General features: G+C 69.1%; 23 protein-coding genes and 3 pseudogenes. 12 read left to right on the top strand and 14 right to left on the bottom strand.

Annotated features, from left to right (window positions below; all coding sequences use genetic code 11):
• Window positions 1-117: 117 nt before the first annotated feature.
• From FHS34_RS09695 to rpsR, 4 genes and pseudogenes are all read right to left on the bottom strand, one after another.
• Window positions 118-636, bottom strand: a complete 519-nt coding sequence (locus FHS34_RS09695) for a hypothetical protein (protein WP_184963285.1) — start codon at window positions 634-636, stop codon at window positions 118-120.
• Window positions 609-833, bottom strand: coding sequence for a hypothetical protein (locus FHS34_RS42415; protein ID WP_225817409.1), 225 nt, complete (start codon window positions 831-833; stop codon window positions 609-611). Before FHS34_RS42415 ends, FHS34_RS09695 begins: the two co-directional genes overlap by 28 nt.
• Window positions 834-1,468: 635 nt before the next feature.
• Complete coding sequence (locus FHS34_RS09685; RefSeq protein ID WP_184963283.1) at window positions 1,469-1,957, bottom strand: hypothetical protein; 489 nt, start codon at window positions 1,955-1,957, stop codon at window positions 1,469-1,471.
• 415 nt (window positions 1,958-2,372) lie between these two features.
• Window positions 2,373-2,522: pseudogene (gene rpsR / locus FHS34_RS09680) on the bottom strand (30S ribosomal protein S18); the annotation flags it as partial.
• Window positions 2,523-2,656: 134 nt separating this feature from the next.
• On the opposite strand from rpsR, the gene FHS34_RS09675 reads away from it, so the two are divergent.
• Both FHS34_RS09675 and FHS34_RS09670 read left to right on the top strand, forming a co-directional pair.
• Window positions 2,657-3,262: an NHL repeat-containing protein gene (locus FHS34_RS09675; protein WP_184963281.1), complete on the top strand. Its 606-nt coding sequence runs from the start codon at window positions 2,657-2,659 to the stop codon at window positions 3,260-3,262.
• A gap of 4 nt (window positions 3,263-3,266) precedes the next feature.
• Complete coding sequence (locus FHS34_RS09670) at window positions 3,267-3,599, top strand: helix-turn-helix domain-containing protein (RefSeq protein ID WP_184963279.1); 333 nt, start codon at window positions 3,267-3,269, stop codon at window positions 3,597-3,599.
• Window positions 3,600-5,195: 1,596 nt separating this feature from the next.
• Here FHS34_RS09670 and FHS34_RS09660 read toward each other — a convergent pair.
• Window positions 5,196-5,561, bottom strand: coding sequence for a YybH family protein (locus tag FHS34_RS09660; RefSeq protein WP_184964235.1), 366 nt, complete (start codon window positions 5,559-5,561; stop codon window positions 5,196-5,198).
• Window positions 5,562-5,659: 98 nt separating this feature from the next.
• Between FHS34_RS09660 and FHS34_RS09655 the strand changes: the two genes are divergently transcribed.
• Window positions 5,660-6,580 carry a LysR family transcriptional regulator gene (locus tag FHS34_RS09655; protein ID WP_184963277.1) on the top strand — a complete coding sequence of 307 codons (921 nt, stop codon included), beginning with the start codon at window positions 5,660-5,662 and terminating at the stop codon, window positions 6,578-6,580.
• A gap of 368 nt (window positions 6,581-6,948) precedes the next feature.
• On the opposite strand, the gene FHS34_RS09650 is transcribed toward FHS34_RS09655, so the two are convergent.
• The 3 genes from FHS34_RS09650 to FHS34_RS09640 form a co-directional block, all read right to left on the bottom strand.
• The gene (locus FHS34_RS09650; RefSeq protein WP_184963275.1) at window positions 6,949-7,149 is read right to left on the bottom strand and encodes a hypothetical protein; all 201 of its coding nucleotides are present in this window, start codon (window positions 7,147-7,149) and stop codon (window positions 6,949-6,951) included.
• A 33-nt stretch (window positions 7,150-7,182) separates the two neighbouring features.
• A complete protein-coding gene (locus FHS34_RS09645; RefSeq protein WP_184963272.1) occupies window positions 7,183-7,407 on the bottom strand; it encodes a hypothetical protein in 225 nt (74 codons plus the stop codon).
• Between the two features lie 357 nt (window positions 7,408-7,764).
• Window positions 7,765-8,256 (bottom strand): hemerythrin domain-containing protein, encoded by a 492-nt coding sequence (locus tag FHS34_RS09640; RefSeq protein WP_184963270.1) that lies wholly within the window; start codon window positions 8,254-8,256, stop codon window positions 7,765-7,767.
• Between the two features lie 328 nt (window positions 8,257-8,584).
• On the opposite strand from FHS34_RS09640, the gene FHS34_RS09635 reads away from it, so the two are divergent.
• The 3 genes from FHS34_RS09635 (at window position 8,585) to FHS34_RS44410 (ending at window position 9,998) form a co-directional block, all read left to right on the top strand.
• Window positions 8,585-9,001, top strand: a complete 417-nt coding sequence (locus tag FHS34_RS09635; RefSeq protein ID WP_184963268.1) for a CBS domain-containing protein — start codon at window positions 8,585-8,587, stop codon at window positions 8,999-9,001.
• Between the two features lie 118 nt (window positions 9,002-9,119).
• Window positions 9,120-9,347, top strand: a complete 228-nt coding sequence (locus FHS34_RS09630; RefSeq protein WP_184963265.1) for a DUF5133 domain-containing protein — start codon at window positions 9,120-9,122, stop codon at window positions 9,345-9,347.
• 177 nt (window positions 9,348-9,524) lie between these two features.
• Window positions 9,525-9,998, top strand: a complete 474-nt coding sequence (locus FHS34_RS44410) for a DUF8841 domain-containing protein (RefSeq protein ID WP_505383585.1) — start codon at window positions 9,525-9,527, stop codon at window positions 9,996-9,998.
• 323 nt (window positions 9,999-10,321) lie between these two features.
• Here FHS34_RS44410 and FHS34_RS09625 read toward each other — a convergent pair whose 3' ends face one another.
• Window positions 10,322-11,482, bottom strand: a complete 1,161-nt coding sequence (locus FHS34_RS09625; protein WP_221508763.1) for an SGNH/GDSL hydrolase family protein — start codon at window positions 11,480-11,482, stop codon at window positions 10,322-10,324.
• Between the two features lie 410 nt (window positions 11,483-11,892).
• Between FHS34_RS09625 and FHS34_RS09620 the strand changes: the two genes are divergently transcribed.
• Window positions 11,893-12,048: a hypothetical protein gene (locus FHS34_RS09620; protein WP_184963262.1), complete on the top strand. Its 156-nt coding sequence runs from the start codon at window positions 11,893-11,895 to the stop codon at window positions 12,046-12,048.
• Window positions 12,049-12,091: 43 nt separating this feature from the next.
• Here the strand turns inward: FHS34_RS09620 and infA are convergent.
• A pseudogene (infA, locus tag FHS34_RS09615) lies at window positions 12,092-12,244 on the bottom strand (translation initiation factor IF-1); the annotation flags it as partial.
• Window positions 12,245-12,748: 504 nt separating this feature from the next.
• Between infA and FHS34_RS09610 the strand changes: the two are divergent.
• Window positions 12,749-14,332, top strand: coding sequence for a multicopper oxidase family protein (locus tag FHS34_RS09610; protein ID WP_184963260.1), 1,584 nt, complete (start codon window positions 12,749-12,751; stop codon window positions 14,330-14,332).
• Between the two features lie 176 nt (window positions 14,333-14,508).
• Window positions 14,509-15,024: pseudogene (locus FHS34_RS09605) on the top strand (MFS transporter); the annotation flags it as partial.
• A 441-nt stretch (window positions 15,025-15,465) separates the two neighbouring features.
• Here FHS34_RS09605 and FHS34_RS09600 read toward each other — a convergent pair.
• From FHS34_RS09600 to FHS34_RS09585, 4 genes are all read right to left on the bottom strand, one after another.
• A complete protein-coding gene (locus tag FHS34_RS09600; RefSeq protein WP_184963258.1) occupies window positions 15,466-15,816 on the bottom strand; it encodes a hypothetical protein in 351 nt (116 codons plus the stop codon).
• Complete coding sequence (locus FHS34_RS09595; RefSeq protein WP_184963256.1) at window positions 15,813-16,343, bottom strand: hypothetical protein; 531 nt, start codon at window positions 16,341-16,343, stop codon at window positions 15,813-15,815. Before FHS34_RS09595 ends, FHS34_RS09600 begins: the two co-directional genes overlap by 4 nt.
• Window positions 16,344-16,628: 285 nt before the next feature.
• Entirely contained in the window at window positions 16,629-16,874 is a 246-nt protein-coding gene (locus tag FHS34_RS09590; RefSeq protein ID WP_184963254.1) for a hypothetical protein, read from the bottom strand.
• Between the two features lie 37 nt (window positions 16,875-16,911).
• Window positions 16,912-17,898, bottom strand: coding sequence for a hemopexin repeat-containing protein (locus tag FHS34_RS09585; RefSeq protein ID WP_184963252.1), 987 nt, complete (start codon window positions 17,896-17,898; stop codon window positions 16,912-16,914).
• A 262-nt stretch (window positions 17,899-18,160) separates the two neighbouring features.
• Between FHS34_RS09585 and FHS34_RS09580 the strand changes: the two genes are divergently transcribed.
• The 3 genes from FHS34_RS09580 to FHS34_RS09570 all read left to right on the top strand — a co-directional run bounded on the left by FHS34_RS09580 (window position 18,161) and on the right by FHS34_RS09570 (window position 26,638).
• Complete coding sequence (locus FHS34_RS09580; RefSeq protein WP_184963250.1) at window positions 18,161-18,388, top strand: hypothetical protein; 228 nt, start codon at window positions 18,161-18,163, stop codon at window positions 18,386-18,388.
• Window positions 18,389-18,838: 450 nt separating this feature from the next.
• Window positions 18,839-21,781 carry a hypothetical protein gene (locus FHS34_RS09575; protein WP_184963248.1) on the top strand — a complete coding sequence of 981 codons (2,943 nt, stop codon included), beginning with the start codon at window positions 18,839-18,841 and terminating at the stop codon, window positions 21,779-21,781.
• 21 nt (window positions 21,782-21,802) lie between these two features.
• Window positions 21,803-26,638: a peptidoglycan-binding protein gene (locus FHS34_RS09570; protein WP_184963246.1), complete on the top strand. Its 4,836-nt coding sequence runs from the start codon at window positions 21,803-21,805 to the stop codon at window positions 26,636-26,638.
• Window positions 26,639-26,848 lie beyond the last annotated feature (210 nt).

Here is a 26,848-nt window from a genome sequence, read left to right as displayed (position 1 = left end):
TCGGCACGGATGCCCGACGGGCGGACAGTGCAGCTCCCTGTTCACGGTGCACCGCACCACCCTCGTCCTGCCAGGCGTCACCATTCCCGGCACGCTCGCCGGATGTCGTGGGCGGGGTCAGTACACCGTTGCTTGCCTCTGGGTATGCCGTTCACCTTCGCGTCCGGCCGTCCGGCTGCTCTTGTCCGTCTCGCCGGCGGCCGGGGCGGCGCCGTCCCGCCTGATGCGCTGGGCGAGCTGTCGTGCGACGTACCGGTGGTAGCGGTAGTCGGGGTGGATCAGTGCGGGAGCTCCCCATCCACGTGCGCCGATCACGCCGATCTTCTCGCTGTGGCCTTGCGCCCATTTCGTGCGGGGCGGGGCGCAGGCGTCTTTCCCGACGGTGGCGTGATGCGTGTCGACGAACTCCACGTCCGTGTCGGGGCGCACCGCATCGATCTGCGGTGCGCGCAGCGGGAACGGCGTCAGTGGACCAGGCTGGGGTATGCCGAACCTGTCGAGCGATGCGTGCCCGGTCGGCTTCTGCGGCGTGCCGAGGATGTCGTCGGTCCTGGCTCCTCCGCACGTCACATTCGCAACGCGCCCCAGCCGGCCCGCCAGCTCGTCCTTCAACACGTACCAGACTGCTGCCAGCACGCGGTGATCCACTCTTGCAGCAGTTCATGCAACTGGACCACGGTGAACTGGGCTTCGTGTGCGACGGCCTTGCCGCGTGCCAGGACATGAGGGCCGGTGTAGCCGGCGACGTGCTGCGCGAACAGCGTGTTGATACGTCCGAAGGTCCGCTCGACCGCGCCCTTCGCGGCCGGAAACCTCGGCGGTGCGGGCCGCACGCTGACGCCGAAGGTTTCGCAGGCGGCCAGGAATGAGGTGGAGACGACGATGGCTTGTGGTCGAGGATGATCGTCTCCGGCACCAGCACCAGCACCAGCACCAGCACCAGCATCGGCCGCGCGTCCAGGGCGAGCAGCCGGTCGTAGGGGACGGCGGCGTGGGCCAGACGCAGGTGCTCGGGCCAGCCGGGCCGCGCCGGGTGGGGGACGGCCCTCTCCGCCAGCAGAGGGCGGCGTCCACGGCCCTGGTGCCTTCCTCGTGCAGCCACGGCCGCCACCCCGACCGCGTGGGGCGATCGTGAGTTGCGGAGGGGCCGATGTGCGGCAGCAGCGAGATGTGCACGACCAAGACGTTGCCCTGGCCGACCTGGCGGACGGTCTCGAGGAAGGGAAGCGAACTTGAGGTCGCCGACCGCGCCGTCGGCTCGGGGATGACGTCCAGGTTCAGGTGCGGTGGCTGGTCCATGCAGCTTGGAGCCCCGGTTAGTGATCACCAGCCGGGGCTCTGACACTTTGTGACCGGCAGGCCGTGAGGACCTTGATCGCCTGACCGCGCCCAGTCGCGCCAGCTATGTGAAACTGGCTGTCAGCTCAGCTTCTCAGGACGCCGCAGCAGATTCGTATGTCACACGGTGTCACGGAGGCGTGGGCATCTGCGTGAAGGTGCACGGTACCGTGAGCGGTTCGGTCGCGGTGCACACGCCCTGGAACACGGTGCCGGTCGCGGTCAGCACGCTGACGTAGACCTCGTTGGCGCGCGTCGACAGTGTGGCGTCGACAACGTTGGTCGGGCCGCCCACGAACTGCCAGTCGCCCACAGGCTGAGGAGCCGAGGGCGGCGCCTCTCTGACCGTCAGGACGTACACCCGCCCGTCGCACACCACCGAGAGGTACTTGTCCGGATCCTGGACTGCCGAGTCGATGTCGAAGCATCCCGTCGGCACCGGAGTGGGCTTCGGACAGTCGTGGCCGTTCTCGCACCCGCCAACGGATGCGATGCCTACGCGGGTGGTCATGCCGTTTGCTGCCGCGGGCTGTTTCGCAGCGTGTGCTGTTCCGACTCCGGCACACGTCATGACGACTGCGGCGGCCAGTGAGGCGGCAACCCTGCACTTCTCTTTCACCCTTACATGCTCCCTTCTTCACCAAAACGGGCTTATGCCTGTTTGTTGGAAAAACACACCAATGTATGCCCGGGCCTCGTCGCACATGCCGCGGCGCGCACAGTTTTCACTCGCATGCATGCAGGAGCGGCCAGCCCGCTGACACCAGCACCTGACACCGATAGGGGCGCTCGAAAGGAGCGGTCGGCGGCGATCTTCAGCGAGGTCCCCGGATCGGCGGTTGGCTGGTCAACGTCGACGCTGGGGCGAGCTGCTCGGCAGCGCCTGACAACCGGGGCGCTCCTGCCCTACCTGGCACACCAGGGGCAGCCCGGGTGCGTCGGCAGTCCGGCCGCCGGTACTGGGTGTCACGATGGCCGGGCAGGTTGCCGGGCCGTCGGGTCCGCACGACGCGATAGGTGCTGACGCGGGCCGCTTATCGGGAACTGTAGGGCAGTAGAGCCATCTCGCGTGCGTTCTTGACCGCTTGCGCTATCTGCCGCTGTTGCTGACGCGTCACGTGTGTCACCCGGCGGCTGCGGATCTTTCCGTGGTCGGAGATGAGCTTCCGCAGCAGGTCGGTGTCCGTTCGAGGGCGGGGGGCTCAACCTGCCCGGATTCGGCATCGCCATCGCCCCCGACAAGAGCATCTGGGTCGCGAACCTCGGCGACAAGGACACCGGGAAATCCCTGTCCCAGTTCACCTCCGCCGGAAAGCCTTTGTCCCCTTCGAGTGGCTTCACCCAGGGGGACCTGCACGGACCTCAGGGCCTGACAGCCGACAAGCACGGAAACATCTGGGTCCCCAACTGGCGGGCCCGCAGCATCACCGCGTACCCGGCCGGCAACCCGGCCGCCGCCAAGAGCATCACCGCCGAGGGCATCGACCATCCCTTCGTCATCGCCACCGACCAGCAGGGAAGGGCCTGGATCAACAACCTCCGCGGCGTGACCGTACTGACCCCGGACGGGAAACCCACCCTGCACTCCCCGATCACGGGCGGCGGAATGGCCGGCGGCAAGGGGATCACGATTGACTCCCTCGGCAACGTCTGGACCTCCGACTCCGACACCCCCAGCATCACCGAGATCTCCAGCAGCGGCAGCGTCGGCCCCAACTCGCCCATCCGCGCAGCCAGCCTGCACCGTCCCTGGGGCATCGCCGTGGACGGCAACGAACGGGCTGGATTTGCTCGCAATTTCAGGAGGTCTTGGGGCATTCCTGGATCGCCACGACGATGCGGTACGTCCACGTCCAGCAGACCCGGGTCGAGGACGCCTGGGCCGCCGGGACCGAGCGAGCCGCGAAGCGGCTGGAAGGGCTGATCCGATGAGGTGGAACCTGCGGCTGACCGCCGCGAACAAGGGTATCTGGAAGGCGTCCGAACTCCAACGAAGCCTGGCCGAGCACGGGTTGGTGATCTCGGCGGGGAAGATGTCCGGGCTGTGGTCCGGACAGCCGGTCTCGCTCAAGCTCAAGGACTTGGACGTCATTTGCGTCGTCCTCGGCTGCGAGATCGGTGACCTGTTGATCCCCGAGCCGGAGAAGGTCCGCCGCCCGGGGCGGGCGGAGGGGACGGAGCGAGCCGCGGTTGGTGCGGGGACCGCCGCACGAGCGGTGGTCCCCAAGCGCCGTGGCGGCCGGTCGCTGCCGCCGGAGTGAGTAGGTGGCACGGTTCCCGAAGGGCCACGTCAAGCCCATCGACTCCTGTGAGAGCTGCCTGGCCTGGGGAAACTTCAGTGGCCGCCTCTGCCCACCTGCTACATGTTCGGTCGCAGTCACGATGCGGCCACATGCGCCGGCTGCTGCCGAATCCAGCCACTGAAGTGGAACTATTGCCGCTTGTGCTGGTGCCAGGCCCGCCTCAGCGCGAAGGCCGTCGCCGGCCAGTCGGCAGACGAGACGGACGTGCGGGATCGGCTCGCCGCCGTCCGGCACCACCAGCTGTTCTTCGTCGGGATGCACTACCGCAGAAGCCCGACGCCCTCGGCACGGCGGCGCGGAGGACGGTGGGGAGCCCCGCGCAAGCCGCCGCCCGCACCGGCCTGGCGCCCGGATCCCGGCTGGCGGCAGTTTCCGTTGTTCGAGCAGATCCCCCGTGACTACAGTCGGCTCACCCTGGCCGACGCCGACCTGGCCGGCCACTGGCTGACCTGGGCGAAGTACCTCGCCCACCGGCTCGCCGAGGCCCGCGGCTGGGGGCGCAACATCCGCTTCGCCGTCAATTGCGGCCTGGCCCTCGTCCTCACCGGCTACATCGAGGGCGACGTCATCCGGCACACGGAGATCTTCACCCCGCTGCGGGCCCTGGACTTGCCGGTCGGCCACACCGTCGCGGTCCTGGAGGAGATGGGGATCTTCGAAGACGACAGCGAACCCTCCTTCGAACGCTGGCTCGCCGCGAGGCTGGAGGGCCTCGCACCCGGCATCCGCTCGGAGGCCGAGCGCTGGACCCGCATCCTGCGCGACGGCGGCCCCCGCAGCCTCCCGCGACGACAGGGCACGGTCTGGCTCCACCTCAACCGAGTCCGCCCGGCCCTGCTGGACTGGTCGAATAGCTACGACCATCTGCGGGAAGTGACCCGCGACGACGTCCTCACCTACATCAAGACACTGCACGGCCACCAGCGACACGACCAACTCGTCGCCCTGCGCCCGCTGTTCGGCTGGGCCAAGCGGAACGGACTGATCTTCCGCAACCCCACCAGCCGGATCAAGGTCGGGCAGTACGAGTACGCCGTGCTGCAACCACTCGTGCCCGAAAAGGTCGACCGCTCCGTCGCGGCGGCCACCACCCCGGCGACGCGGCTCATCCTCGCCCTCGCGGCGGTCCACGCCGCCCGGGTCGCCCAGATCGCCACCCTCATGCTCGACGACGTCGACCTCGGCAACCGTCGGCTGACCATCGCCGGACGCGTCCGCCCGCTCGACGACCTCACCCTGAAGCTGCTGCTGGACTGGCTGGAGCACCGGCGCAGCCGGTGGCCGAACACCGCGAACCTCCACCTGCTGATCAACAACCAGACCGCCAACACCACCGGCCGCGCCGGCAACCACTGGATCAGCGCTGCGATGCGCGGCCAGGACGCGACCCTGGAGAAACTCCGCGTCGACCGCCAACTCGAAGAGGCCATGTTCAAGGGCCCTGACCCACTCCATCTGGCAGAGGTCTTCGGCCTCGACGAGAAGACCGCGGCACCGACCCTTCGGGGCCACGCCCGACAGCCTTCAGTTCCGCGAACTCACGGAGGCGAGGGGTCAGCGGCTGGGTGGGACGAACTCGGGCTGGTCGAGCAGGCGCAGCCAGCTTCCATCAGGCTGGCGCCGGACAACCTGCGCCCGGGCACCGGCCCCGTCCTTCGGCGGGGTCGAGGTGAGGGCTATGTCACCGCTGATCAGCGTCGGCAGCGGTTGTTCCTGCTCGAAACGGGGACGGTTGGCCAGCACCTTCTCCCACAGCGCGCGAATCGCCTTCCGGCCCACCGTCTGGTCGCCGGGCGGGTAGGCCATCACCGCACCCTCTTCGTAAAGTGCGGCGACCCCGGCCGCGTCACCGGCGTTGGATCGTTCGACGAACAAGCGGGTGATGTCCTCAGGACGCATGGCCTTCTCGTACTCCGGCATGAATTCCTCCTGACGTCGGGCTTCGATGCTTCCCAGCGTGGCCGCCGACTGATCAGAAGTCCAACAGATGAATCTTCTGAAAACTAGAATCTGCAGGCATGGAGCTGAGGCAGCTGGAATACTTCGTCGCGGTCGCCGAGGAGCAGAACTTCACCCGGGCAGCCGACCGGGTGCACATCAGCCAGTCCGGCGTCAGCGCCCAGATCCGCCAACTGGAACGGGAACTCGGCGCCGAGCTGTTCGACCGGTCGGCCCGCACCGTCACCCTCACCGTCGCGGGAAAGGCCGCACTCGAACACGCCCGCGCCGCACTCGCCGCTGCTGGAGCAGTCGGCCAGGCGGTGGGCGAGGTGACCGGCCTGATCCGGGGTCGGCTCACCGTCGGGATGGTCATCGGCTGCACCCTCACCCTGCTGTTCGACGCCCTCGCCGCGTTCCACCAGGCACATCCCGGTGTGGAGATCTCGCTGCTGGAGGACAGCTCGGACCGGCTCGTCGAGGGGGTACGCACCGGTGCAGTCGACCTGGCACTCGTCGGGGCCGCAGCCGCCACCCCCGAGGGGCTGGACGCGCTGACCATCATCAGCGAGCGGCTCGTCGTGGCAGTCCCGGCCGGGCACCCCCTAGCGAAACAGCGGCGGGTCACCCTGCGCGACCTGGTCGCCTACCCGATCGTGTGCATGCCGCCCGGCACCGGCCTGCGCACGGTATTCGACCAGGCCTGCGTCGCACAGAATCTCCAACCCGCGATCGCGCTGCAAGCCAGCGCCGCGGACGCCATTGCCGACCTCGCGGCCCGCGGGCTCGCCGTCGCCATCCTCAGCGACTCCATGGCTGGGCGCTACAGCGACCGGCTCACCGCCCGCACCATCGCTGACGTCGATACACCCGCATTGCTCGCCCTGATCTGGAAGAGCACGCACAGCCCAGGGATGCGTGAGCTGCTCGTGCACAGCCGGCAAGCATTCACCAAGCCCGGCCCCGCGACTTCCCCGCGAACCCACGGGTCCATCCCCTGACATCAGGGCGACAGACCCGTGAGTTCCCGCCGAAGTTCCTTCAGTTTTCGCGAACTTGCGAGCCTCTCCGGCCTCGGGGACCATCGGTACAGCGGCCGGCGCTGAGATTGATCTTGGTGTTCTCGGCCCGGCCTGTCATCGCTGGCTCGGGTAGAGGCGGTCGAGCACTGTCAGCGGGCGAGTCTGACCCCGCAGCTTCGGCGACGGGCTCTGTGTAACTCGGCGAACTTCCACGCGGTCGAGGCGAGCCCCACCGACCCGCCGGATCGCCTTCGCGTTCTTCCTCGGCCTTACCACCGCCGGCCAGCTCTTCGCCTGGTCGTGACTAGTTGTCCCTGGTGCCGGGAAGGGCACCTCGGGGTCCGGGGCTACTCCTCGCAGGACGGGGCGTTGCCGAGCACGGTGTTGGTGTGGCAGTAGAGGCCCACGGGGATGCCCAGGATGGGGGAGACCGGAATGCCGTTGACCGCATCCGGGCCGGGGCCGTCGTGAGCTGCTGAGGCGGCCGCGCATCCGAGGGCCGCGGTGGCGGCAAGGAAGAAGGCGGCGAGAAGGGTACGTACACGCATGGGGCACCTCTGGGTCAGAAGGGATCAACCGCATCAGGAGATGTCCGCCGCGCCGCCCACTGAACCGACCAGGGTCGAAGGATCACTGACCTGGAGCAGGCCCGCGTCATCGCGGCCGCAACAAGTCGGCCGGCCGCGGCGGGCCGCTTTCCTGCGGATCCTCGCACCCGCTCCGCGCCCGAAGTGGCGAAGGAGGGGGAGGTCGCCGGGCTCGGCGAGGATGCCGGTGGCGATGTCCACGCTCGCCTTGGTGGCCACCGCCACCTGGACACGGGTGCTGATGTCGCCGGCGCGAAAGGCAAGACCGCCGGGGGCGTGCAGGAGCAGGCTGGATCCGGTCGCCGGCGCGCAGCGGCACTGCGGGCGCGGCCCAGGAGCCCCGTTGCTGTGCGAAGGGCTACCGGTGAGCTGCCGCAGCCAGGGGCCTCGGTGACCAAGCACGTGCCTTGCCGTTGTCGGGCCACCTGAATCGGGACGGCTCTTCCTGGGCGTCGCGTCCCCGCCCAGCTGGAGGCGGCGCGGGCCAGCCTCAACCGGTCCGTGAAGCGGGGCCCGGGCCCCGGGCCCCCGGCCTCCAGGCCCCCGGGCGCGGGGCGCCCCGCGCCCGGGGTGCGATCAGGAGTTGACGATGCGGCGCACGTTGTCGGCCGAGCCGCAGCCGGCCTTCAGCTGACGCTCGCGCTCCTTCACGAACGCTGCTCCCAGTTCCTCGCGCCGCTCCATGGCCACGTTCTCACGCGCGCCGTTGAGGATGGTGCGCTCCTCCTCGTCGGCGTGGTGGGTGACGGCCTCCACCAATTTCTCCAGCTTGGAGTCCCACTCCTCGGAGCCGACCTCTTCGACCTCCAGGAGGTCCAGGAGGGCGCTGTTGCCTTCGTCGTGCTCGTGCTCGCCGTGCTCGACCTCTTCGTCGTCGATGTTCTTGTACCTCTTCAGGGCGGGATAGACCTTGGCCTCCTCGGCCAGCGCGTGGGCGATCAGCAGGTCCGCGAACTCCTGGAGTGCGGCGGCCCGGTCGGCTTCGACGCTGCGCATGAGACGGAACAGGTCCTCCATGCGCCGGTGGTCCTGAAGGATGAGTTCGACGACGTCCTGGGTTTCAGCCATGGCAGGGCACCACCTTCGTTCGAACGGCTGGGATCACTACCGCCTACCCTGACCGCCCACGTTGATGGCTTCCACCGCAGCGCGCCTTTCGGCTGCCCTGTCCGGCCGCACCGCCTCTTCCTCATGCAGAGCCGGCGGAGTGAACGCGAGCACGTCGGGCGGCCGGCGGCCGAGGGCGCCGATCCCTTCGAAACCTTGGTTCGCCTCTCGGCTCCGGCCTCCGGCGTTACTGCTGCGGGCGACTGGGCACCCACGCCACACCACTGACGGGACCGCGCAGCCTGCACCCCTGGCCGGGCCCGGGTTGCCGGCCGACGAAAGGAGCACGATGACGAAGGCGCGGGACATCATGAACGGCGGGGCCGAGTGCGTCGGCGCGCAGGAGTCGGTGCTGGACGCCGCGCGCAAGATGAAAGACCTCGGAGTCGGGGCGCTGCCGATCTGCGGTGGCGACCACAAGCTCCACGGCATGCTGACCGACCGGGACGTCGTGGTGAAGGTCCTCGGAGCGGGCAAGGACCCTGCCACCTGTCCCGCCGGTGACCTCGCCCAGGGCGAGGTGGTCACCATGGGCGTCGACGACGATGTGGAAGAGGTTCTGCGCACGATGACCGAGCACAGGATACGCCGCCTGCCCGTGATCGACGGACACGATCTGGTCGGCATGGTGTCCCAGGCCGACCTCGCATGCTCCCTGCCCGACCCCAAGGTCGCTGAGCTGCTACAGGCGCTGTCCACGAATTGAGCGGGGCGTTCCCCCAGGCCCTGGCCGCCTTACCCGGGATGTGTGGGCATGGCGGCCGGGAGCCGGGGCACGGGTCGGTGTCCAGACCATGTGATGTGTGGGATGAGGGAGGCTCTCGATGCTCATGGCACACCCCGCCGTATTGAAGAACCTGATCGAGCGGTACGAGACCCTGCGGATCCTGCGGGCCGAAGACGGCAGCTCTGCAGTGCGCCGACGCATGGACGACGTCGCCTACACCCTGTGCGTGGCGACCGGCACCCGCGACATCGACGCCGCGCTCATCGCCGCCCGCCATCAGCTGCCCGGCGCCCGCCCGCAGGACGACTCCCTGCTCACTGCCTGACCGTTCCCGAGCTCGCCCCGCCAGCACCATGAGCGCAAGTGCAGGCCTGGCGGCGGCCCCGGGTCATGTCGACTGCCGACCCCGCTGCGCTGGCCGGTCTGATGTCGGTCGTGGGGGAGGGGGGAAGACCACATCTCGGCGCTGACGGTGATCTGCACCTACGACTCGCTGAACAAGATGGAGGAAGCCCAGAACACCCAGTTTACAGTCCCGACATTCGACCTGGCGGTCATGGACTTTACCAACCGTCACCTGGGTGTGTGGACGTTCGCGTCGAGTGGTCCGGAGACGAAGGTCTGCCGCGCGGCCGCAAGCGGACGGCAGGGCGTACGTGTCGCAGTCCTGCCGTGGAACGCCTTCGACGAGCGCTCCTGGCCGGGCGTCCCCGGGATGGACCCGGTCGGTATGGCCCGCACCCTCGGCGTCTGTGCCCAGAGGGTGACCACCTCGCGCGGTTCGCCGGCCCTGGCGGGCGTTGACCTTGAAGAAGGGCGAGGGCGTGTGGCCGCCTCGGGAGTGGAGCAAGCTGGAGGAGCTGCCCACCGACCCGAAGAAGCTCATCCCGGCCATCACCGGCGTGGGAACGTCCAGCAAGCCGATCAGCGACCTCACCGCACAGGAGTGGTACGACGCCTACTTCATGCTCGGTGAGCCCCTGAAGTGGCCCGTGCTGCCCCAGGGGTTGCGTCCCGCCGCGTACAAGGCGCTGGCCCTGGTGGCCGGGGTCAAAGCGATTCCGGGGGTGAAGGACTCTGCCGGCCGCACCGGACGGGCGGACTTCGGCGTCCGGCGACAGGACGTACATCCAGCTGTCGCACGTGGTGGACTGGGCGATCGTCGACCGATTGAAACAGCGCCCCTGTCCTCACTGCGGTCCGGGGCCCCGGCCCCGGCCACCCACCACACGACGAGCACCAGACCCTCGTCCTGCCCGACGTCACCGTGCACGGCATGCATATCGGAGGGCGTGGGCGTCAGGACACCGCTACCGCTCCTACCTTCGATTTACGCCGTTCACCTTCACGTCCGGCCGTCCGGCTGCTCTTGTCCGTCCCGCCGACGGACGGGGCGGCGACGTCACGCCTGATGCGCTGGGCGAGCTGTCGTGCGACGTACCGGTGATAGAGGTAGTTGGGGTGGATCAGTGCGGGATCTCCCCATCCACCTGCGCCGATCACGCCGATCTTCTCGCTGTAGCCTTCCACCCATTTCGTGTCGCGCGGGGCACAGGCGTCTTTCCCGACGGTGGCGTGGTGCGTGTCGACGAACTGTGCCGGCACCCCCTGCTCGTTCGCGCTTGCCGTCGCGGAGGCCATGACGGCATTGACCCCGTCGAGGATCTGGCGCAACCAGTCGAGGTCTTCCCTGTCGAGGGTGAACAGCTCCTGGGAGTTGGGGGCGCACGTGCCGGTGTCCCGAGGAATCACGGTGGGGTAGCCGACCACATAGATGCGTGCGTGCGGCGCCCTGGCGTGCAGCTCGCCGAGCAGTGTCCGGTACCTGCCGGCCAGCGCCTGTCTCGGCCCGTCGAGGCCGGGGTCGTCAGCGGGCAGGCCAAGGCCCGCGTACTGCCCGTCCTTGAGGTTGTCCTGGCACCGGCCGGGATCGTCGTCGGCGGCGTCGGCTTCCAAGCACAAGGTTGCCAGGAGGCTGAAGTAGTCGTTGCCGCCGATGCCGACGGTGACCACGTCCGTGTCGGGGCGCACCGCATCGATCTGCGGTGCGCGCAGCGGGAACGGCGTCAGTGGATCAGGCTGGGGTATGCCGAACCTGTCGAGCGATGCGTGCCCGGTCGGCTTCTGCGGCGTGCCGAGGATGTCGTCGGTCCTGGCTCCTCCGCACGTCACATTCGCAACGCGCCCCAGCCGGCCCGCCAGCTCGTCCCTCAGCACGTAGGGGTAGGAGCCCAGCGTCTGCTCGCATCCCGACTTCCCGGCCTCGTCAGGCTCCGCCGGATCACCGGCGAGGCGGGTGTAGCCCGCCGAGTACGAGTCGCCGAGACTGACCATGCTCAGCATCGGGGCACGCATGCGAGGCCCGTCCGCACCAGCGCTCGTGCCGGCTCCCGCCCCCACCGTGCCGGCAAGCGCCACAACCGCCGCACCCGCAGCCATCGCCCTCTTCTTGGAACCCACGAGTCGTCGTCACCCTTCAGCAGGGGCAACTGCTGCCGCCCGTTAACGGACCTGTCCCCGCGCGCGAGACCGACACGCCCCGCATCACCCGTATGGGGCCGCCCCGGTCACTCTCGCGGCCGGTGGTACGCCGGGTGCCACGCGCGCGCTGCACCGAAAGCAGCGAAGCCCCCGCCCACGGCGCCGCGTATACGACTGTCGTTGCGGTCAGTGGCTGCCCGGTCTCACCCAGCGCAACCAGACACCCAGCTGCCCCTGAGTACGCCGACTCATGACCGACTGCCGGCCGAGCCGGCCGTGGACGGTGAACGATGACCTGGGGGCGCTCATCGCGCCGCTCCTGCCGCCCCGGCCCCTGAAGGCTCCCGGCCCCTGAAGGCTCCCGGCCCGCGGCCGGTGCCGGACCGGCTGTGCCCATCCCGTACGTGCTGCACGACGACATCGCCTCGCAACTGCTGTCCCTGGAGCCTGGGTTCGGCTCGGGCCGGACCTGCCGGCGGCGGCTGGAGCGGTGGCCGCCGCAGCCGTACGAGCCCTCACCGGCCCGGCCACGGAAAACGCCGTGACCGGCCCCCCGGCATCAGCTACCGCGGAAGGTTCCGACCTCCGCTAATTGCGGTACCGGAAGACGATCCGGCCGCGCGTCAGGTCGTACGGCGGGAGCTCGACCAGCACCCGGTCTTCCAGCATGATCTTGATGTAGTACTAGCGGATCTTCCCGCTGATATGCGCGAGCTCCTGAGGGCCGTTCTCGAGCTCCAGGTACAGAGCCGGCCGCCGACCGCAACGGCGCCGATCCGGCACGTGTTCCCGCCTGGAGGAGCCGCGGCAGAACTTGACGGGACTACGACGACCAGGACTTGGTAGCCGAGTCCGTCGGGGACCGAGGTGTCCGGCAGTGAGATGCGTTCGATGACGACCCCGCCGAGCCGCTGCACGATCTGCTTGATCTTCGGGAGCGTGAACGGGTTCGTGGCGATGGCGAGGCGTGCGCCGGACGCCGCGATCCGGCGGATCTCACCCTCTCCGCCGGGGGGATGGGCGCGGAGCGCAGCGCGTTGTCCGTGGCGGGGCCGACGCGTAGTCGGGGGTGCAGGGCGTAGGCCAGTGGGCCGGGAGCGGTCAGCAGCGCACGGCTTGGGCGGCAACGGACCCTGAGGCCAGCCAGCCGGAGACACCCCCAACTGGCGCATTGCAGGCCGACACCACCGACGTACAACCCCACATTTCCCCTGAAAACCCTGCAAACAATGTCTTATTGCAGCCATGCACACTCCTTCGCGGCGTACCCTGCTCCGTGCCCCGCTCGCCGCGGCGGGCGTCGGACTCCTGCCTGTCCATCCCGACTTCGCTCCTCGACCACACCAAGGTCCCGAGGAGAACCGGCTCAGCGAGGCCGGCTTCGCCGCGCCAGCGGCCGGGCAATATGTCGACCCGTCGGGTCCGGAGGTCCTCGCCGCCGAACGGAGACGCGGCCTCGGCCCGATGCGCAGGTTCAGGTTCACCGCCGCCGAGACCAGGCTGGATCTCGGCGGGCAAGTCGTCCGCAGCTGGGCCTACAACGAGACGCTGCCCGGTCCGGTGGTGCGCGTCACCGCGGGTGACGTCCTGAACCTCACCCTCGCCAACCACCTGCCGGTCACCACCACGCTCCACGCCCACGGAGTGCAGCTGCGCTGCGACATGGACGGTGTCCCCGACGTGACACAGAAAGCCATCCGCCCGGGCGCCGACTTCACGTACCGCTTCACCGTCTCCCACCCCGGCACCTACCTCCTCCACTCCCACGTCGGACTCCAGCCCGACCGCGCCCTGTACGCCCCGCTCATCGTCGAGGACCCCAAGGAACCCCTCTCCTACGACAAGGAATGGGTCATCCTCCTGGACGACTGGCTCGACGGCGTGAACGGCTCCACCCCCGACCAGGTTCTCGACCAACTCCAGCCCGGCACAGGCACCTCCATGATGCACGGAGGCATGGCCAGGGACCTGGGACGGTCCCCGGCCGGCCCCTCCCGGGTGCTGCACAACTCCTACAGCCGCGCGCTCAACAGCGAGGGCGGCAACGTGGCCTACCCCTACTACCTCGCCAACGGCCGCCCGCCGAGCAACCCCCAGTCGCTCCGATGCCGCCCCGGCGACCGCGTCCGGCTGCGCTTCATCAACGCCGGCTCCGACACCGCCTTCCGGGTGGCACTGGGCGGTCACACCATGACCGTCACGCACACCGACGGCTATCCCGTGGAGCACACGCAGACCGACGCTCTCCTCATCGGCATGGCCGAGCGATACGACGTCCTGGTCACCGTCAAGGACGGCGTCTTCCCCCTCGTCGCACTCGCCGAGGGCAAGAAGGGCCAAGCCCTCGCCGTGCTGCGCACCGACAAAGGAAGAAGTCTTCCCGGACGAAGCGTCCGCCCGGACGAACTGGACCGACGGGTTCTCCCCGCAAGTCGCCTCGCACCGGATGAATCCGTGGAACTGGACGACCGCGAACCGGACCGCGAGATGCGCCTCACCCTCACCGGTGGCATGCGGAAATACGACTGGGGCTTCGACCACCAGCCCTACGACCCACGCAGGCGCCACCCCGTACGCGCCGGCGAACGGGTACGGCTCACCCTCGTCAACGCCACCGACATGTGGCACCCGCTCCATCTGCACGGCCACACCTTCGCGCTCACCGGCATCGACGGTGTCGGCACGCGCAAGGACACCGCGCTGGTCCTGCCCCACCGCAAGCTGGTCGTGGACTTCGACGCGAACAACCCGGGCCTGTGGATGCTTCACTGCCACAACCAGTACCACTCGGAAAGCGGCATGATGACGATCCTCGGTTACCTGAGGTGACCTGACCATGGTCCGTCACGAACGCCGCCCCCGCCCGGAGGGCGCCGTTCGTGGCGGGCCAGGACCGGGTGACGCTGTGGCAGCCTCTCCAGTGCGTCAGTGCAGTCAGAGCGGGACGTCGTTGGACGACACCACACCGGCCCATCCGTCCGGAACACGCGACGGAAGCCTTGTCGGCCGGCCGTCAAGCGGTGCCGGCTGTTCGCGCTCGCGCGGTTCCGCTGCTCGCCGACGCGGTGTCGTTCCTGCTCTGCGCACTGCTCGTACGGTCGCGGCCCGCCCTGCCCCGGCCCGTGCCGCAGATCCGCGAGTCGCTGCTCCGGCAGGTGCGGGCCGGGGCCTCGTACATCTTCCGGGACCGTGTGCTGCTCGGGCTCGCGCTCCGCCCGGCGGTCGGGAACATCGCCTTCCTCGCCGTGGAGAGCGTCCTCGCCCTCTTCGCGCACGACCGCCTCGGCATCGACACCTACGGCTTGGGCCTGTTCCTCACGGCGGAGGCCACCGGCGGTCTGCTCGGTGCGGGCATCGCCTCTTCCCTCCGGCAGGCGATCGTCCCGGCCCACCTCATGGGCCGCGTCGCCTCCACCTCCCGTATGCCGGCCGTGTGCGCCGCCCCCATCGGGGCCTTCCTCGGCGGTCGGCCGGCCACCACCTACGACATCCGCACCCTGCTCTACGCCGCCGCCGTCCTACCCGCCCAGGAAAGTGCACCCGAGTTGTTGCGACGCCTGCTGCCGAGGCCGGCTGCGAGCAAGGCCGAGGAGGACACGAACGCGACGGGCGGCGCACCGGTGAAAACGTGGGGCGGGGAAGTGACGGCGGGGTGGGGGAGTCGGAGGAGCGGATTCGGTGCCGGAACAGCGGTCAGCCAGGGCGCGGAGACGGTGATGGCCGGCGTTCCACCCACGGCACCAGGCCCAGAGCGCGGCGAGCGAGGCCGCTGTGCTGCCGTGTGTCGGCGGGATCCTGCAGAGCAGTGCGCCGGCCAGGGAAGATCGGGCACCACCTCGGCGACGCTGCCCGGTGGCGGGCCCAGCAGGGAGGCCACTGTCGGACCCGCCTTGCGCATTTTGTGCCGATCTTCACCAACACCGTGCTGTTCACCATCTGACGACGGGCGGCGAGGGGGGTGATCAGCGACTGGGTGCCAACAGCGTGAGCCGCAGCAATGCCGCGATTGCCAGCACCACGGGGACGGTGTACCACCACCTGCCGAGCCACTCGGCCCTGACGAAAACCCACGTCAACAGGGCCATCACAGAGCAGAAGGCCAAGCTGACGACGGCCGCGACATGAGAGTTGGTAATGGCTTGTCGGTCCCAAGGGCCGTCTGGCTCGACCATGAAGGCCGTGAGCACGACGTAGCCGGTGACCGAGGCTGTCAGGGCGAGGACGACCGCGCACACGCCGGTGCCGATCCGGCTGGAGACGCGTGGCCGTCGACTTTCGTGTACCTCGGTCGTCGAGCCTGCGCTTGAACTCACCGCAGCGCCTCTTTCGCGTCGTCCAATTTCCTGTCGAAGCCCCGACCGTATCCCTGAGCGTTCGGGTCCTCGTAGCAGGGTCCGCCGTTGTAGCGGGCGGCCAGTTCCTGCATTTGAGCTCGGGTCATCTGTTCTGGCGGTACGTCGGCGAATCCGCTCTCCGCCTTCAGCCGGGCCAGGTACTCCGAGGCGATGAAGATGTTCTTCGACGGGTCCTTGGTGGCGCCCACGACGACGTCGCGCTGCATGTCGGTGAGGTGGTGCGGGTCGTAGCCGAGCACCTCGGCGGCGCGGCGCACCTGGATGGACAGTGGACCCGTCGAGGTGTCGTCGGGGTCCTCTTGTCCGGGAAGGATCTTCCGACCTTCGAAAGCAGCATCGTCGATCCGGCCAGGGTCACCCTCGACCTCCTGCCAGGCGATGCCGGCGACCATCTCGGGCGGGAGGCCGGCATCGTGTGCGGCGGCCCTGATGAGGTCACTGTTGGCGGAGATGTACTCACGACGCTTGTCGTCGTCGTTGGACACATCCAGTAGTTGTTGCCCTGGGCCTTCGGTAGTCCGTCGATGCGGGCCTCGATCCGCGAAAGGATCTCGTTCGCCACGACGTTGCCGCCCATGGTGGGGATGACGTCCACCTTCGGTCCAGCGCCAGGCAGTTGCGCGTAGGGGTTGTCGCTTGCCTGGTGCGCCTCGGTGAGCAGCGGCCCCAGGCTCTTCAGGAACTGCCCCGGGTCCTTGATGGGACTCTGGAAGTCAGGTAGGGAGCGGAAGGCCGCGCCGTCGGTGTGATCGCGGTGGCTTCGCGCGACATCACCTCGGACAGTTTTTCTCGGTGACCTTGCCGCTCTTGTAATGGCTCTTGGCGGTGGTGACTGCTTCCGAGTACGTCGCGAGTGTCGTGCTGACCGTGCGCAAAGCTTCCGACAGGGCGTCGGTGAGTTCCTTGGCCTCCTTCAGCCGTTTGACGTACAGGTCGCGGGCCTCGCTCTGCCAGTCAACCTTCACGGCCTTACGGAAGGCGTCGTCAGCGGTATTGATGAGGTTCTGCAAACGCATGAACTCCGCGACACTACGCCCTATGAGTGCCGAGAACTCATTCCCGATCTCCGTCAGTGTGCCCGGCGTGGTCGTTGCCGCGAAGCCCAGGTCCGCCGTCCATCGGAACCGGTCCGGAAGTTCGGTGAGCCGTTCGCGGAATTGCCGGAGCCGATCGCGGACCGTGTTGACCACGGTCGTGTCCGGGGACAGGGTCATGAAGTGATGCGCGAACGCCGTCAGGGTGGCGGGATCGAGCGGTGTCGCGGCGGCCGCCGTTTCGGCCCCGCCGATCCAGTCCAGCGCGAGCTCGATGGCGGGTCCGGCGTCGAGCAGCGGAAAGAGACCGTTCCACTGCCCGACGACGTCGGCCGGAATCGGTGACGGTGTTGTCGACGACCTCGCGGTTGAAGTCGTAACGGCAGTAGACCGGCGCATTCACGACGAAGCCACCGCTCGAGGTCCGTCGGCCGTCCCGGTTCACCATGGTGGTGACGGTCCGGAACAGATACGCCTTGGCGCCGAAGGCCCGCAGGCCGGTGATCTCGCCGTCCAGGTCGTGGGTGAAGTCGCCGCTGGTGTGCCAGTTCGGGCCGATCGGCTTCGGGTAGCCGACCGAGGCGGCGTTGGCCGGCCAGTCGAAGCGCATGTAGTCCGGGCCGCGGAAGAAGTAGGCGAAGCCGCTCTTCACGCCACCGCCGGGGAAGACGGCGTCGAGTGTGGTCCAGTCGGACGGCAGGAACCAGTTGTCCGCCGTCGAGGCGGGGTCGCCGTCCGGCTGCAGCCCGACCAGCTTGATCCGCTGGTAGTTGCCGCCCTGGAAGACGTACTCGAAGTCAGTGAAAGCCTGTTGGCCGAGCAGCGCGCCGTCCAGATCACGGTCGAACGGCGCTGGGAAGAGCGGAGGGGTCGGCGCACCCGCGGTGACCACGTGGTCCGCCGTCCAGTCGTAACCCACCGACCAGCCGCCGGCGAAGACGACGCTCAGGCTCGGGTCGGCGTCTGGCGTGGGCAGCGCGCCGGCGATGCGAGCGGTGGAGGACATGGCGATCCGCCTGGGGGAGAGGAGCAGGAGGGGGCCGGGACGTCGTCCGGGTCAGGGGCGGCACGGCGGCTCCCTTTCCACGCTAGACCCCTGGGTGCGGGCCCGCACCCGATCGCCGCCGGCCGCGCTCGTCGGCAACTCCAAGGGGCGTCACCGTGGTTGGAGAGGCCGCAGTCGGGCCCGGACGCCGTCGGGCGTCCGCCGGTATCGGGAACCCACGGGCGCCAAGGGAGCCGATGCCACCTCGCGAAAAGGTCCCACCGTGGTCGCGGGGCATCTCTTCGGGCTCTTCACGGTCGTCGGGAAGCTGGCACCTGCCGTACGGTCTCAACGGCGCCTGTCGCACCCCATCCTGGCGGCCGACGTGGTCCCGGGCGAGACCTCGCCGCTGATCGGGGACGCGTACCCGGCCGCCCTCGCCGATGCGGCGACGGCTGTCGCTCCCCAGTGGCGGGCGTCCGCCACCGGAGTGAGCATGGAAGAGAGGTGAAGGTGCCTTCGTCGCGCCTCACCGCACGCACGACTTCTTCTTCCCCTTCACATGAGCCCGGGTGAGGCGTTCCTCATGTCATTCCGTACTCGCCGTCCTGTGTCCCTCAGGCTCGGGGAGGAACTGCGCAACCATCCCGGTGAGGGGAGAGAACAGCACGACGACCACGGCGGCGAGCGCGGCGACCGCGCAGGCGGCGGAGGGTTCGGGGGTGGCGTCGGGGGCGGCGGGTTCGGTGGGGGTGGTGGCGGCTCAGGCGGCGGCTTCGGTCCGCCGCACGGCCCACACCGTGGCCCCCCGCACGGTCCGCACCCTGGCCCCCCGCACGGTCCCGGTCCGCATCCCGGCCCAGGTCCTGGCCCCCACCCTGGGGGTCGGCCCCCGGAACCCCCGCCGCCGCAGGAGGGGGACGTCGCGGAGGGGCCGTTCCGGGTGGTGCGGCCGGCGGACATGCTTGTCGTCGACATCGCACTCATGGGCCTGCACTTCGACGGCGCCCGCCACCGTCTCGTGCGAGCCCCCGACGCACTGAACGCCTTCATCCTCGTCGGTCTGCCGCCGCAGCATGTGGTGGAAGAGGTCCCCGACGATCTGAGCAGGGTCACTGCTCCCATGCAGGCAGTCACCGCCGGCTCCACCCGGCTGGCCTTCTCGGTGCCGGCCGACATCAAGGAGCTGGAGCTGTCGCTGGACGGGTTGCTCGACTGGGAGCGCCTGGTGCCGCTCAGGGTGCCCGATGGCCAACAAATCCCGGACACGCCGGGGACGACGGTCTTCCAGGGCGTCCCCAGAAGCGTCATCGAGTTCCCCACCCGGCTGTTGATCAGCTACGACGAGCCCGTGGACTGGTTGGGTGGACCACAGCCCCAACAAGCCGACGGCCGCACCGCGTTGTGGCATGTCCGGCTGCACCCCGCACCGGACGGCGCCGGGCTCGGTGCATCCGACGGCAGCGTGAAGTTGCGGGCCTTCGCGATGGTCACGAACGGCGGGATGCTGCCACCCGGTGCTCCGTACATAGCGCCTGTCCTTGAGGACCTCGTGACCCTCACCAGTCGCATCCCGTTGCCAGGAATAGGTGGCCCGCTCGAAGTCCACAGTGATCCCCTGAGCGCGGAGCAGTTCCTCATCACGCCCATGGGCACCTCGGCCCATCTGCACGGTGCCTGGGAGCCTTTGTCGGATCCTGCCCTCGCCCGCTACAGGGAGGTCGATCGGCGTGCCCCGGCTCTGGTGGCCTACGACCACATCACAGGGCTGGGGCGTGACCAGTACGTCCGCATCGTCCACCACGGCCGCTTGTCCACGGGCCATGAGGCCCTGCACATGCAGGAGTACAAGCGACTCTTCATCGCGCGTCCGGACGACGGAATCGTCGCCTACCTACAGCGGGAGGACCGCATTATCGTCAAGCAGCCGGAGAAGACGTATGGAGCAGCCGACGGCTTCCAGCACATGGGACGCGAGATGCCGTTCCACGTGCTGCGCATCACCGACCGCGTCACTCCGCTGATCATTCCGCCCAAGCCTCCTCATGACCCCCCACTGCCCCCCGAACAAGACGAGCCGGACCTCGCGGCCTTCTGGGTGCGTCTCAAGGAATCCGGAAAGGACCATGAGTTCACCCTGATCGGCACGGATTCCGAGGCCCGTAAGGTGAGCTTCACCATGCCGATGGTGTTCGTTCCCGACGGACTGACCAATGAACAGCAGCAGTTGAAGGACCTCTACGATCCGGAGAAGGAAAACACACCGGCCGAGCCCGGCAAAATGGAGCAGCGCCAGAAGCGGGAGCTGCATGGCCAGGTAATGGCGATGGCGCAGCCCCCGCCCGGCGCTCCCGGCAGCACCAGTCACGCGGTCGGCTCCCTGACCTTCCGGCTCGGGCCGAACGGCGCGCCGGTAGTGGGCCAACCCTGTGTTGCGGCCGCTGAGGTCCGCGTCCCCGCCGTGGAGCAGTTCACCCCGAGCGCCGGCAACCTCAAGGTCGAGTTCAACGACACGTATCTGCGGCAGACCATGGACGGGCATCCGGCAGGGGCGTACCTGGATCTGACGGACCAGCTCAAGCTCGTCTTCGGTGCGGAGCAGGCGGGCGGACTCTCCAGCCCCAATGCCGCGGTGAAGACGATCACCAGCCAGGCGGGCATCATCCCCGACCTCTTCAAGACGGACCCCACCACCGGAGCGGTGGCTGATGCGAACGACATCCAGGCCATCAGGGAAGCTTTCGGCGGGGCACAGCTGCTCGGTATCGACCTCAGCAAGTACCTGAAGGGCCTTGTCAAGGACCAACTCGGCGCACTGCGGCAGCTGAGCGACAAGCAGATCGAGAACATACTCGCGGACGCGAACGGTCTGCTGCCCGCGCCCGTGCTCCGCATGCGCGACCTGGCCGATGGACAGGGCAAGGAACTGCGGTACGTGTGGAAGCCGCCGTTGGCCCCGCCCCCGGCCGCCCTGATCGACGTGTCCAAGGCGTCGCTGATCCTGGACGCCCGGACCGTCCGTTCGATGGACGCCGTCGACAAGTCAACGGTGCAAGGCAGCCTGAGTCACTTCGCGCTGGACTTCCTGGGCATGGCCCGAGTGGAGTTCGAGGAGCTGAAGTTCAAGACCGGCCCGGGTCAGAAGCCCGACGTGACGGCCTCCGGTGTGGAGCTGAAATTCCGGGGTGCCATGGAGTTCGTCAACACCCTCCGCAGCGCCCTGCCCGCTGATGTCTTCGGCGCCGGCGCGTTCATCGACGTCCAGACCACTGGCATTCGTGCCGGATACACACTCGCCCTTCCCACCCTCGCCCTCGGGGTCTTCAACCTGGCCAATCTCTCCCTGTCGGCCGAGCTGGCGATCCCCTTCGACGGCAAGCCGGTCTCTTTCCGCTTCGCGGTCTGCGAGCAGAAGCATCCCTTCAACCTCACGGTCTCCCTGTTCGGCGGAGGCGGCTACTTCTCCCTGCTGGTCGACGCCAGTGGCGTGCGAGAGGTCGAGGGCGCCATCGAGTTCGGCGGCGCCGCGGCGCTGGACCTCGGGGTCGCGAGCGGTGGGGTCTCCATCATGGCGGGCATCCGCTTCATGCTCGCCAAGGTCGACGGCAAGGACGACGTCAAACTGACCGGCTACCTGCGGTGCAACGGCTTCCTGACGGTGCTGGGCATCGTCACAGTGTCCGTCGAATTCTATCTGGAGCTCACGTACGAGAAGAGGGGCAAGCAGTCGATGGTCCGTGGCAGGGGCACCCTCACGGTCAGCGTACGGATCGCCTTCTTCAGCAAGTCCGTTTCGCTCGAACTGGAGCGGACCTTCGCCGGCGCGCCGGTCGACCCGACCTTCGCGCAGTGCTTCTCGAAGGGGCATGACTGGCCGAAGTACTGCGCGGCGTTCGCCGCGTGAGCGAGCCGCGTGGAGACCACCATGGACTTCGAACAGCAGATCAACTGGACCGTTCTCCCCGCGGGTCTGACGGCCGACGGTACGCAGGTCAAGGTGTCGGTGTTCATCGCGCCGCGGCTCCTGGGGCCTGCCCCGCCCGAGCCGCCCGACCCGACGAAACGCCTCACGCTGGACCCGCACTACCCCGATTTCCTCCGCTGGCCGGAAAAGATCGCACTCGCCACTTTTGATTTCGCCGCCGGCGAGGGCACCGTCGAGCCCTCCACATCCACCGAGGCGGACGAGGAACCCGACACCACGCCCGCTCCCTCGACGCCCTTCGTCACCGGGCTGAAGCCGCAGGGCCCGCTGCCCGACGTGCACTTGTGGCAGGCCCTCTTCGGTGCCGGCACGCCGCTCGATCCCTACACCTTCGAAAGGCATACGGACCAGATCTGCCAGACCTACTCCACCAAGGAGGTCAGCACCTTCACCAAGGACAAATACACCGAAGCGGCCGTGACCTCGCCCGAGGCGCCACCCCCCACCAGAGACCTGGTGATGCCACCGAGCGACGGCCCTACGGACGGCGGGGCAACCAACGGCAGCTCCACCGACGGCGGTTCAACGGATGGCGGTTCCCCGAGCGACGGGTCCGGGGGCGCCGCGGGTCCCGGCGACGTTGGCCCCAGAGACGTGCCCACGGCGGTCGGCGACACCACCGCGGACGAGGATCCACCGATGCCTTCGGAGCTCCAGCGGCTGCACAGCTTCCACACGATCGCCATGCCGCCGCAGCCACCCCACCTCGTCGGCGAAGAACCGCCGCCGCCACCGCGACCCGCGAAGCACGACCCCGACTTCCACCAGATGCTCACCTGGCTCGGCGATCACCCCACCCTGCTGCGGCACCTCGGACTCGTTCTGGACTTCCGCCTTCCGGCCGACCTGCTCCCCGTCTCGTCAGGGCAGTTGTTCCTGAAGGTCATCCCCCACTGGAAGTCGGAACTGGGAGAGGAGGCGTCGCACGACGTGTCGCCTCGCACGCGATATGTCTTCCTTCCGGACCACCGGGCCTTCGCCCCCCGGGCGGGGGTACCGACCGACGGCCCGCTGACGGCCCCCGCCCGCGGCCTGGTGGAACTCAAGGGGAACTTCACTCTCGAACCGGCCGACATCGACGCCGCCGCAGGCAAAATGATCGGGCCCGCCGAGGGCGCCACCGGGCTCGCCACGGTGCGGACCCATGGGATCGCGCTGGTCAGGGACGAGCGCATGGAAAGCCTCCGGCAGGAGTTCGCCCGGGCAGCCGAGCACGACGCGGCGTTCACCCGGGCGGTCGAGCAGCAGAAGGCGCAAGGTGCGACACCCGACCCGCAGAATCCGGGGGCTGTCCCCCTCACCTCGGCCGACCAAGTGCCCGCCCCCGAGCTCTTCGCCGAGAACCTGGTGCGCGGCCACCGGCTGGACATCTGGGACAAGACCCGGGGGCAGTGGTTCTCGCTGCACGAGCGCGAGGTGGAATACCGGAAGCCGCGCGGCGGCCCGCTCCTGCTCACGGCCTCCGACGAGGGCTTCTTCCAGGCCCACCTGCTAAGACCACCCCCTGAGGCGATGCACCCCGACCACCTCTATGTGCCCGAGCAACTGGTCACCTGGGACGGCTGGTCACTGTCCGCGCCCCGGCCGGGCCTGGTGCTGGACACCGATGCGGGCTCGCTCGACGAGGACCGCCACCCCAACGAGCCGGTGCCACTCGACAACGAGGCGCAGACGAAACTGCCGTTGGAAATCACGCCGAATGTGCGACCCGGCACGCTGCCCAGGCTGCGGTTCGGCAACGAGTACCGGGTACGCATGCGCACCGTCGACCTGGCGGGCAACGGACTCGACAAGTCCGAGGCCGACGCTCTGGTCGACCTGGCAGACAACGGTACGGACGGGGACGGGGCGGCCGCCGAGAGGCTGGAGGAGCGGAAGGCCCTGCTGCTGCCCGACGACGCGGGGCTGCTGACCTTCCAGAGGTTCGAGCCCGTTCTGGCGCCCACCGTGGTGGCCAGGTTCCGGTTCGGGGAAGGCGCCTCGGACTTCCGGCTGGTAATCCGCAGCAGCCCGGGTTCCGACCCGCCGCCGGCCACTTCGGGGACGACGCCGGTGGTCACCGTCCACCGGGCCAATGTCCAGCCCGGCATGACCAATGACGAGGTACGCATCGTCCAGCAGGCCCTCATCGACCAGGGACATCCCCTCCCGGTCGGCCCGACCGGATTCTTCGGCGACCAGACCAGGGCCGCCTATGCCGCCGAGCAACGCGCCCAGGGCTTCAGGGGCAGCGACGCCGACGGCAAACCCGGCTGTACGACTCTCATCGCACTCGGCCGCAAGAGCGGCTTCGTCGTCGTCGACTGCGGCAGCGACGGCACCAGCACCGGCACGGGAACCGGTACTACGGCCGGCACCGGAGCCGGTATGACGGCGGAGCAGTACGCCGCGGACTTCAACCGGTCGTTGCCGGTCACGTCGGGGGCCCACGACCCCTACCGGGGAACCGACGAACGCCATGTGGTGGCACCGAAGGCGTCGCTGCGCTGCATCGAGTGGCACGGGCTGCTGGACGACGCCATCGGGTCCACGGACGCGAACGTACAGAAAGCGGTCTACGACCTGGCCGTTCGGGAGAGCGGCTCGCTGAGCGACCCGTCCCAGCCGGACGTCGAAGTTAGGACGATCAAGTCGCCGGCGGCGGACCCCGAGAATCCGGCGAACACCGTGCTGCACACGGGCCAACAGGTCGAACTCCCCTACCTCCCCGATCCGTTGTCCACGGGCGCCGTCTTCCTGGACCTGCCGGGCATGCCCGAGGGGAAGCCCTTCCCGGTCCCCTGGGACGGCGACGTCTGGCACCGCCCGCGCTCCCTCCGGCTGCGACTGGCCGAGGGCACCGCGCCGCCGCGCTTCGACGAGGCGTCCCGGGTGCTGACCGTCTCGCTGCCGAAGGGCGCCGTGGCGACCGTCCGGGTGTGTTCCAGGATCGACTTCGACGAGCACATCATGGGCGTGGCAGGCTGGTGCCGGGAGCGGCAGGAATCGGCGCCGGGGCTCGCGAGGGAGGGTGAGGGGGAAGGTGCGGCGAGGAGGACGGCGGCAGCGCGGCGCACCGACGACGTGCTGGCACTGGCCGCCGCCAGTCGGCACTGGATGTTCACCCCCTGGCAGGAACTGACACTGGTCCACGCGGTCCAACGGCCCTTCAGGACACCGGTGTTGAGCCTCGTGCAGCCGGCGCCGCCGACGACCCTGCGTCCCCTCGGAGCGACCGCGGAACACCTCTCCGGGGCCATCGCACTGGACGAGGCCAGTACGGACCGGGTCGACCTGATAGCCGAGTGGACCGAGGTGCGGGACGCCGGCCGCGAGGGCCGCGACACCCGCGAGATGACCGCCCCGGTCTTCGACCTGTTGACGGCGTGGGCGGCGAGCCAGACGGGCGCCCCGGGCGCCGAACCCGCCCTCCTCCGGGCCGGCGTCCTGACCTTCAATACCGAGGCGGCGGAGAAGAAGGCGAAGGCTGATGCCGCGGATGCGGTGGCGGACCCGGCCAAGCACCCCGGCCCGCCCAACCCCGGTAAGCACGAGTTCGGCGACACCAAACACCGGGCGGTGCGCTACCACCCGGTGGCCGGCAGCAAGTTCGCCGACTACTTCCCGGCGGAGTTCGCCGCGCCGGGCAAGAACGTGCTGACGGTGGCGGGGCGGCCGCAGGAACACTCCGTACCGAGCAGTGCACGCCCCACGGCGCCGCGACTGCAGTACTGCGTGCCCACCCTCACCCTGGAGGAGGTCCAAGGACCGCCCGGCGTCATCGTCCACCGTCGGCACGGTCGCGGGATCCGGGTCTACCTGGACCGCCCCTGGTACTCCTCCGGAGACGGCGAACTGCTCGGCGTGGTTCTCGGCGAACCGCCGGGAGGCGACCCCACGTCCGTACGGGATGCCTGGGTCACCCTGATGGGTCGCGACCCCATCCACCGTTCCGCACCGGTCGTGTCCCCGACCCCTGAGATGTTCACCAACGCGGTGCAGCGGACCCCGAAGCCGCTCCCTCTCGATCCCCCCTCGATCGACCTCCCCGTACAGGTCGTCGGCTTCGCCCCACAATTCGAGAAGGCCGTTCCGAAGCCCGGCGATGACCCGGACAAGGCCGGCCGCTGGTTCTGCGACCTTGATCTGGACACCGGGGACGCGTGTCTTCCCTTCGTGCGGCTCGCCCTCGTCCGCTACCAGCCGGAATCAGTTCCCGGCGCCGAGATCTCCAAGACCGTCCTCGCCGACCTGGTGCGCACCCTGCCCGACCGCGAGTTGCGGGTCACGCTCGGCGACCCGTTGACCGTCAGCGTCAGCGGGCCTTCCTGGGACCCCACCGGCTCCCTGCCGCCACGCATCACCGCCACGCTGCAACGCCGCAACCGTCTGGTCGACGACGACGACCTTGGCTGGGTGACCCTCGACGACACCACCGTCCAACTCACCTCGGTGGACGCGGAGTCCTCCCACACGCCCTTCTACACGGGCCAGATCCCGCTACCACCCGGACGGCATGGGCCGCTGCGGGTGCTGGTCCTCGAAACCGAGGGCATCCGCCCCGACGTCCCCATGTCGCTCACGACGCCGGGGCCGGTGATCTACTGCGACACCGTCGAACTCCCGCCGAGGCCGGGCGGCCCGGGCGGCGACCACGACCACGACGGCGGCGACGGTCACGACCATGACGGCGGCGACGGTCACGACCACGACCGCGGCGACGGTCACGACCACGACCGCGGCGACGGTCACCGTCACGGTGGGCCGGGTGGCCACGAGCGTGGTCGGCGGGTGTGAGGCGGGGTAACTGGTGACGGACGGCCAGGTGGTGGAGGAAGGCGGTCTGCTGCGCGCGTGTCAGGGGATGCGGGGCAGGCGGTCAAGGGCCCCGGCGAGTGTGAGGGTCTCGGGGCAGGTGATCAGGTTCCGGCAGGACCGGCGGCAGATCTGCGCCGACGGCCGGGGCGCCACGGCCGACGGCACCCGGCGTCAGCGTCCAGGCTGTCT

The organism is Streptomyces echinatus, from assembly GCF_014203595.1.
Taxonomy (GTDB): domain Bacteria; phylum Actinomycetota; class Actinomycetes; order Streptomycetales; family Streptomycetaceae; genus Streptomyces; species Streptomyces echinatus.
This window is presented reverse-complemented; position numbering and strand designations above follow the sequence as displayed.

Coding starts and splice junctions, on each gene's coding strand:
- FHS34_RS09670 (WP_184963279.1), top strand. CDS start 3,267: ATGAGGTGGAACCTGCGGCTGACCGCCGCGAACAAGGGTATCTGGAAG.
- FHS34_RS09660 (WP_184964235.1), bottom strand. CDS start 5,561: ATGCCGGAGTACGAGAAGGCCATGCGTCCTGAGGACATCACCCGCTTG.
- FHS34_RS09655 (WP_184963277.1), top strand. CDS start 5,660: ATGGAGCTGAGGCAGCTGGAATACTTCGTCGCGGTCGCCGAGGAGCAG.
- FHS34_RS09650 (WP_184963275.1), bottom strand. CDS start 7,149: ATGCGTGTACGTACCCTTCTCGCCGCCTTCTTCCTTGCCGCCACCGCG.
- FHS34_RS09640 (WP_184963270.1), bottom strand. CDS start 8,256: ATGGCTGAAACCCAGGACGTCGTCGAACTCATCCTTCAGGACCACCGG.
- FHS34_RS09635 (WP_184963268.1), top strand. CDS start 8,585: ATGACGAAGGCGCGGGACATCATGAACGGCGGGGCCGAGTGCGTCGGC.
- FHS34_RS09630 (WP_184963265.1), top strand. CDS start 9,120: ATGCTCATGGCACACCCCGCCGTATTGAAGAACCTGATCGAGCGGTAC.
- FHS34_RS44410 (WP_505383585.1), top strand. CDS start 9,525: ATGGAGGAAGCCCAGAACACCCAGTTTACAGTCCCGACATTCGACCTG.
- FHS34_RS09610 (WP_184963260.1), top strand. CDS start 12,749: ATGCACACTCCTTCGCGGCGTACCCTGCTCCGTGCCCCGCTCGCCGCG.
- FHS34_RS09590 (WP_184963254.1), bottom strand. CDS start 16,874: ATGCGTTTGCAGAACCTCATCAATACCGCTGACGACGCCTTCCGTAAG.
- FHS34_RS09585 (WP_184963252.1), bottom strand. CDS start 17,898: ATGTCCTCCACCGCTCGCATCGCCGGCGCGCTGCCCACGCCAGACGCC.
- FHS34_RS09575 (WP_184963248.1), top strand. CDS start 18,839: ATGCTTGTCGTCGACATCGCACTCATGGGCCTGCACTTCGACGGCGCC.
- FHS34_RS09570 (WP_184963246.1), top strand. CDS start 21,803: ATGGACTTCGAACAGCAGATCAACTGGACCGTTCTCCCCGCGGGTCTG.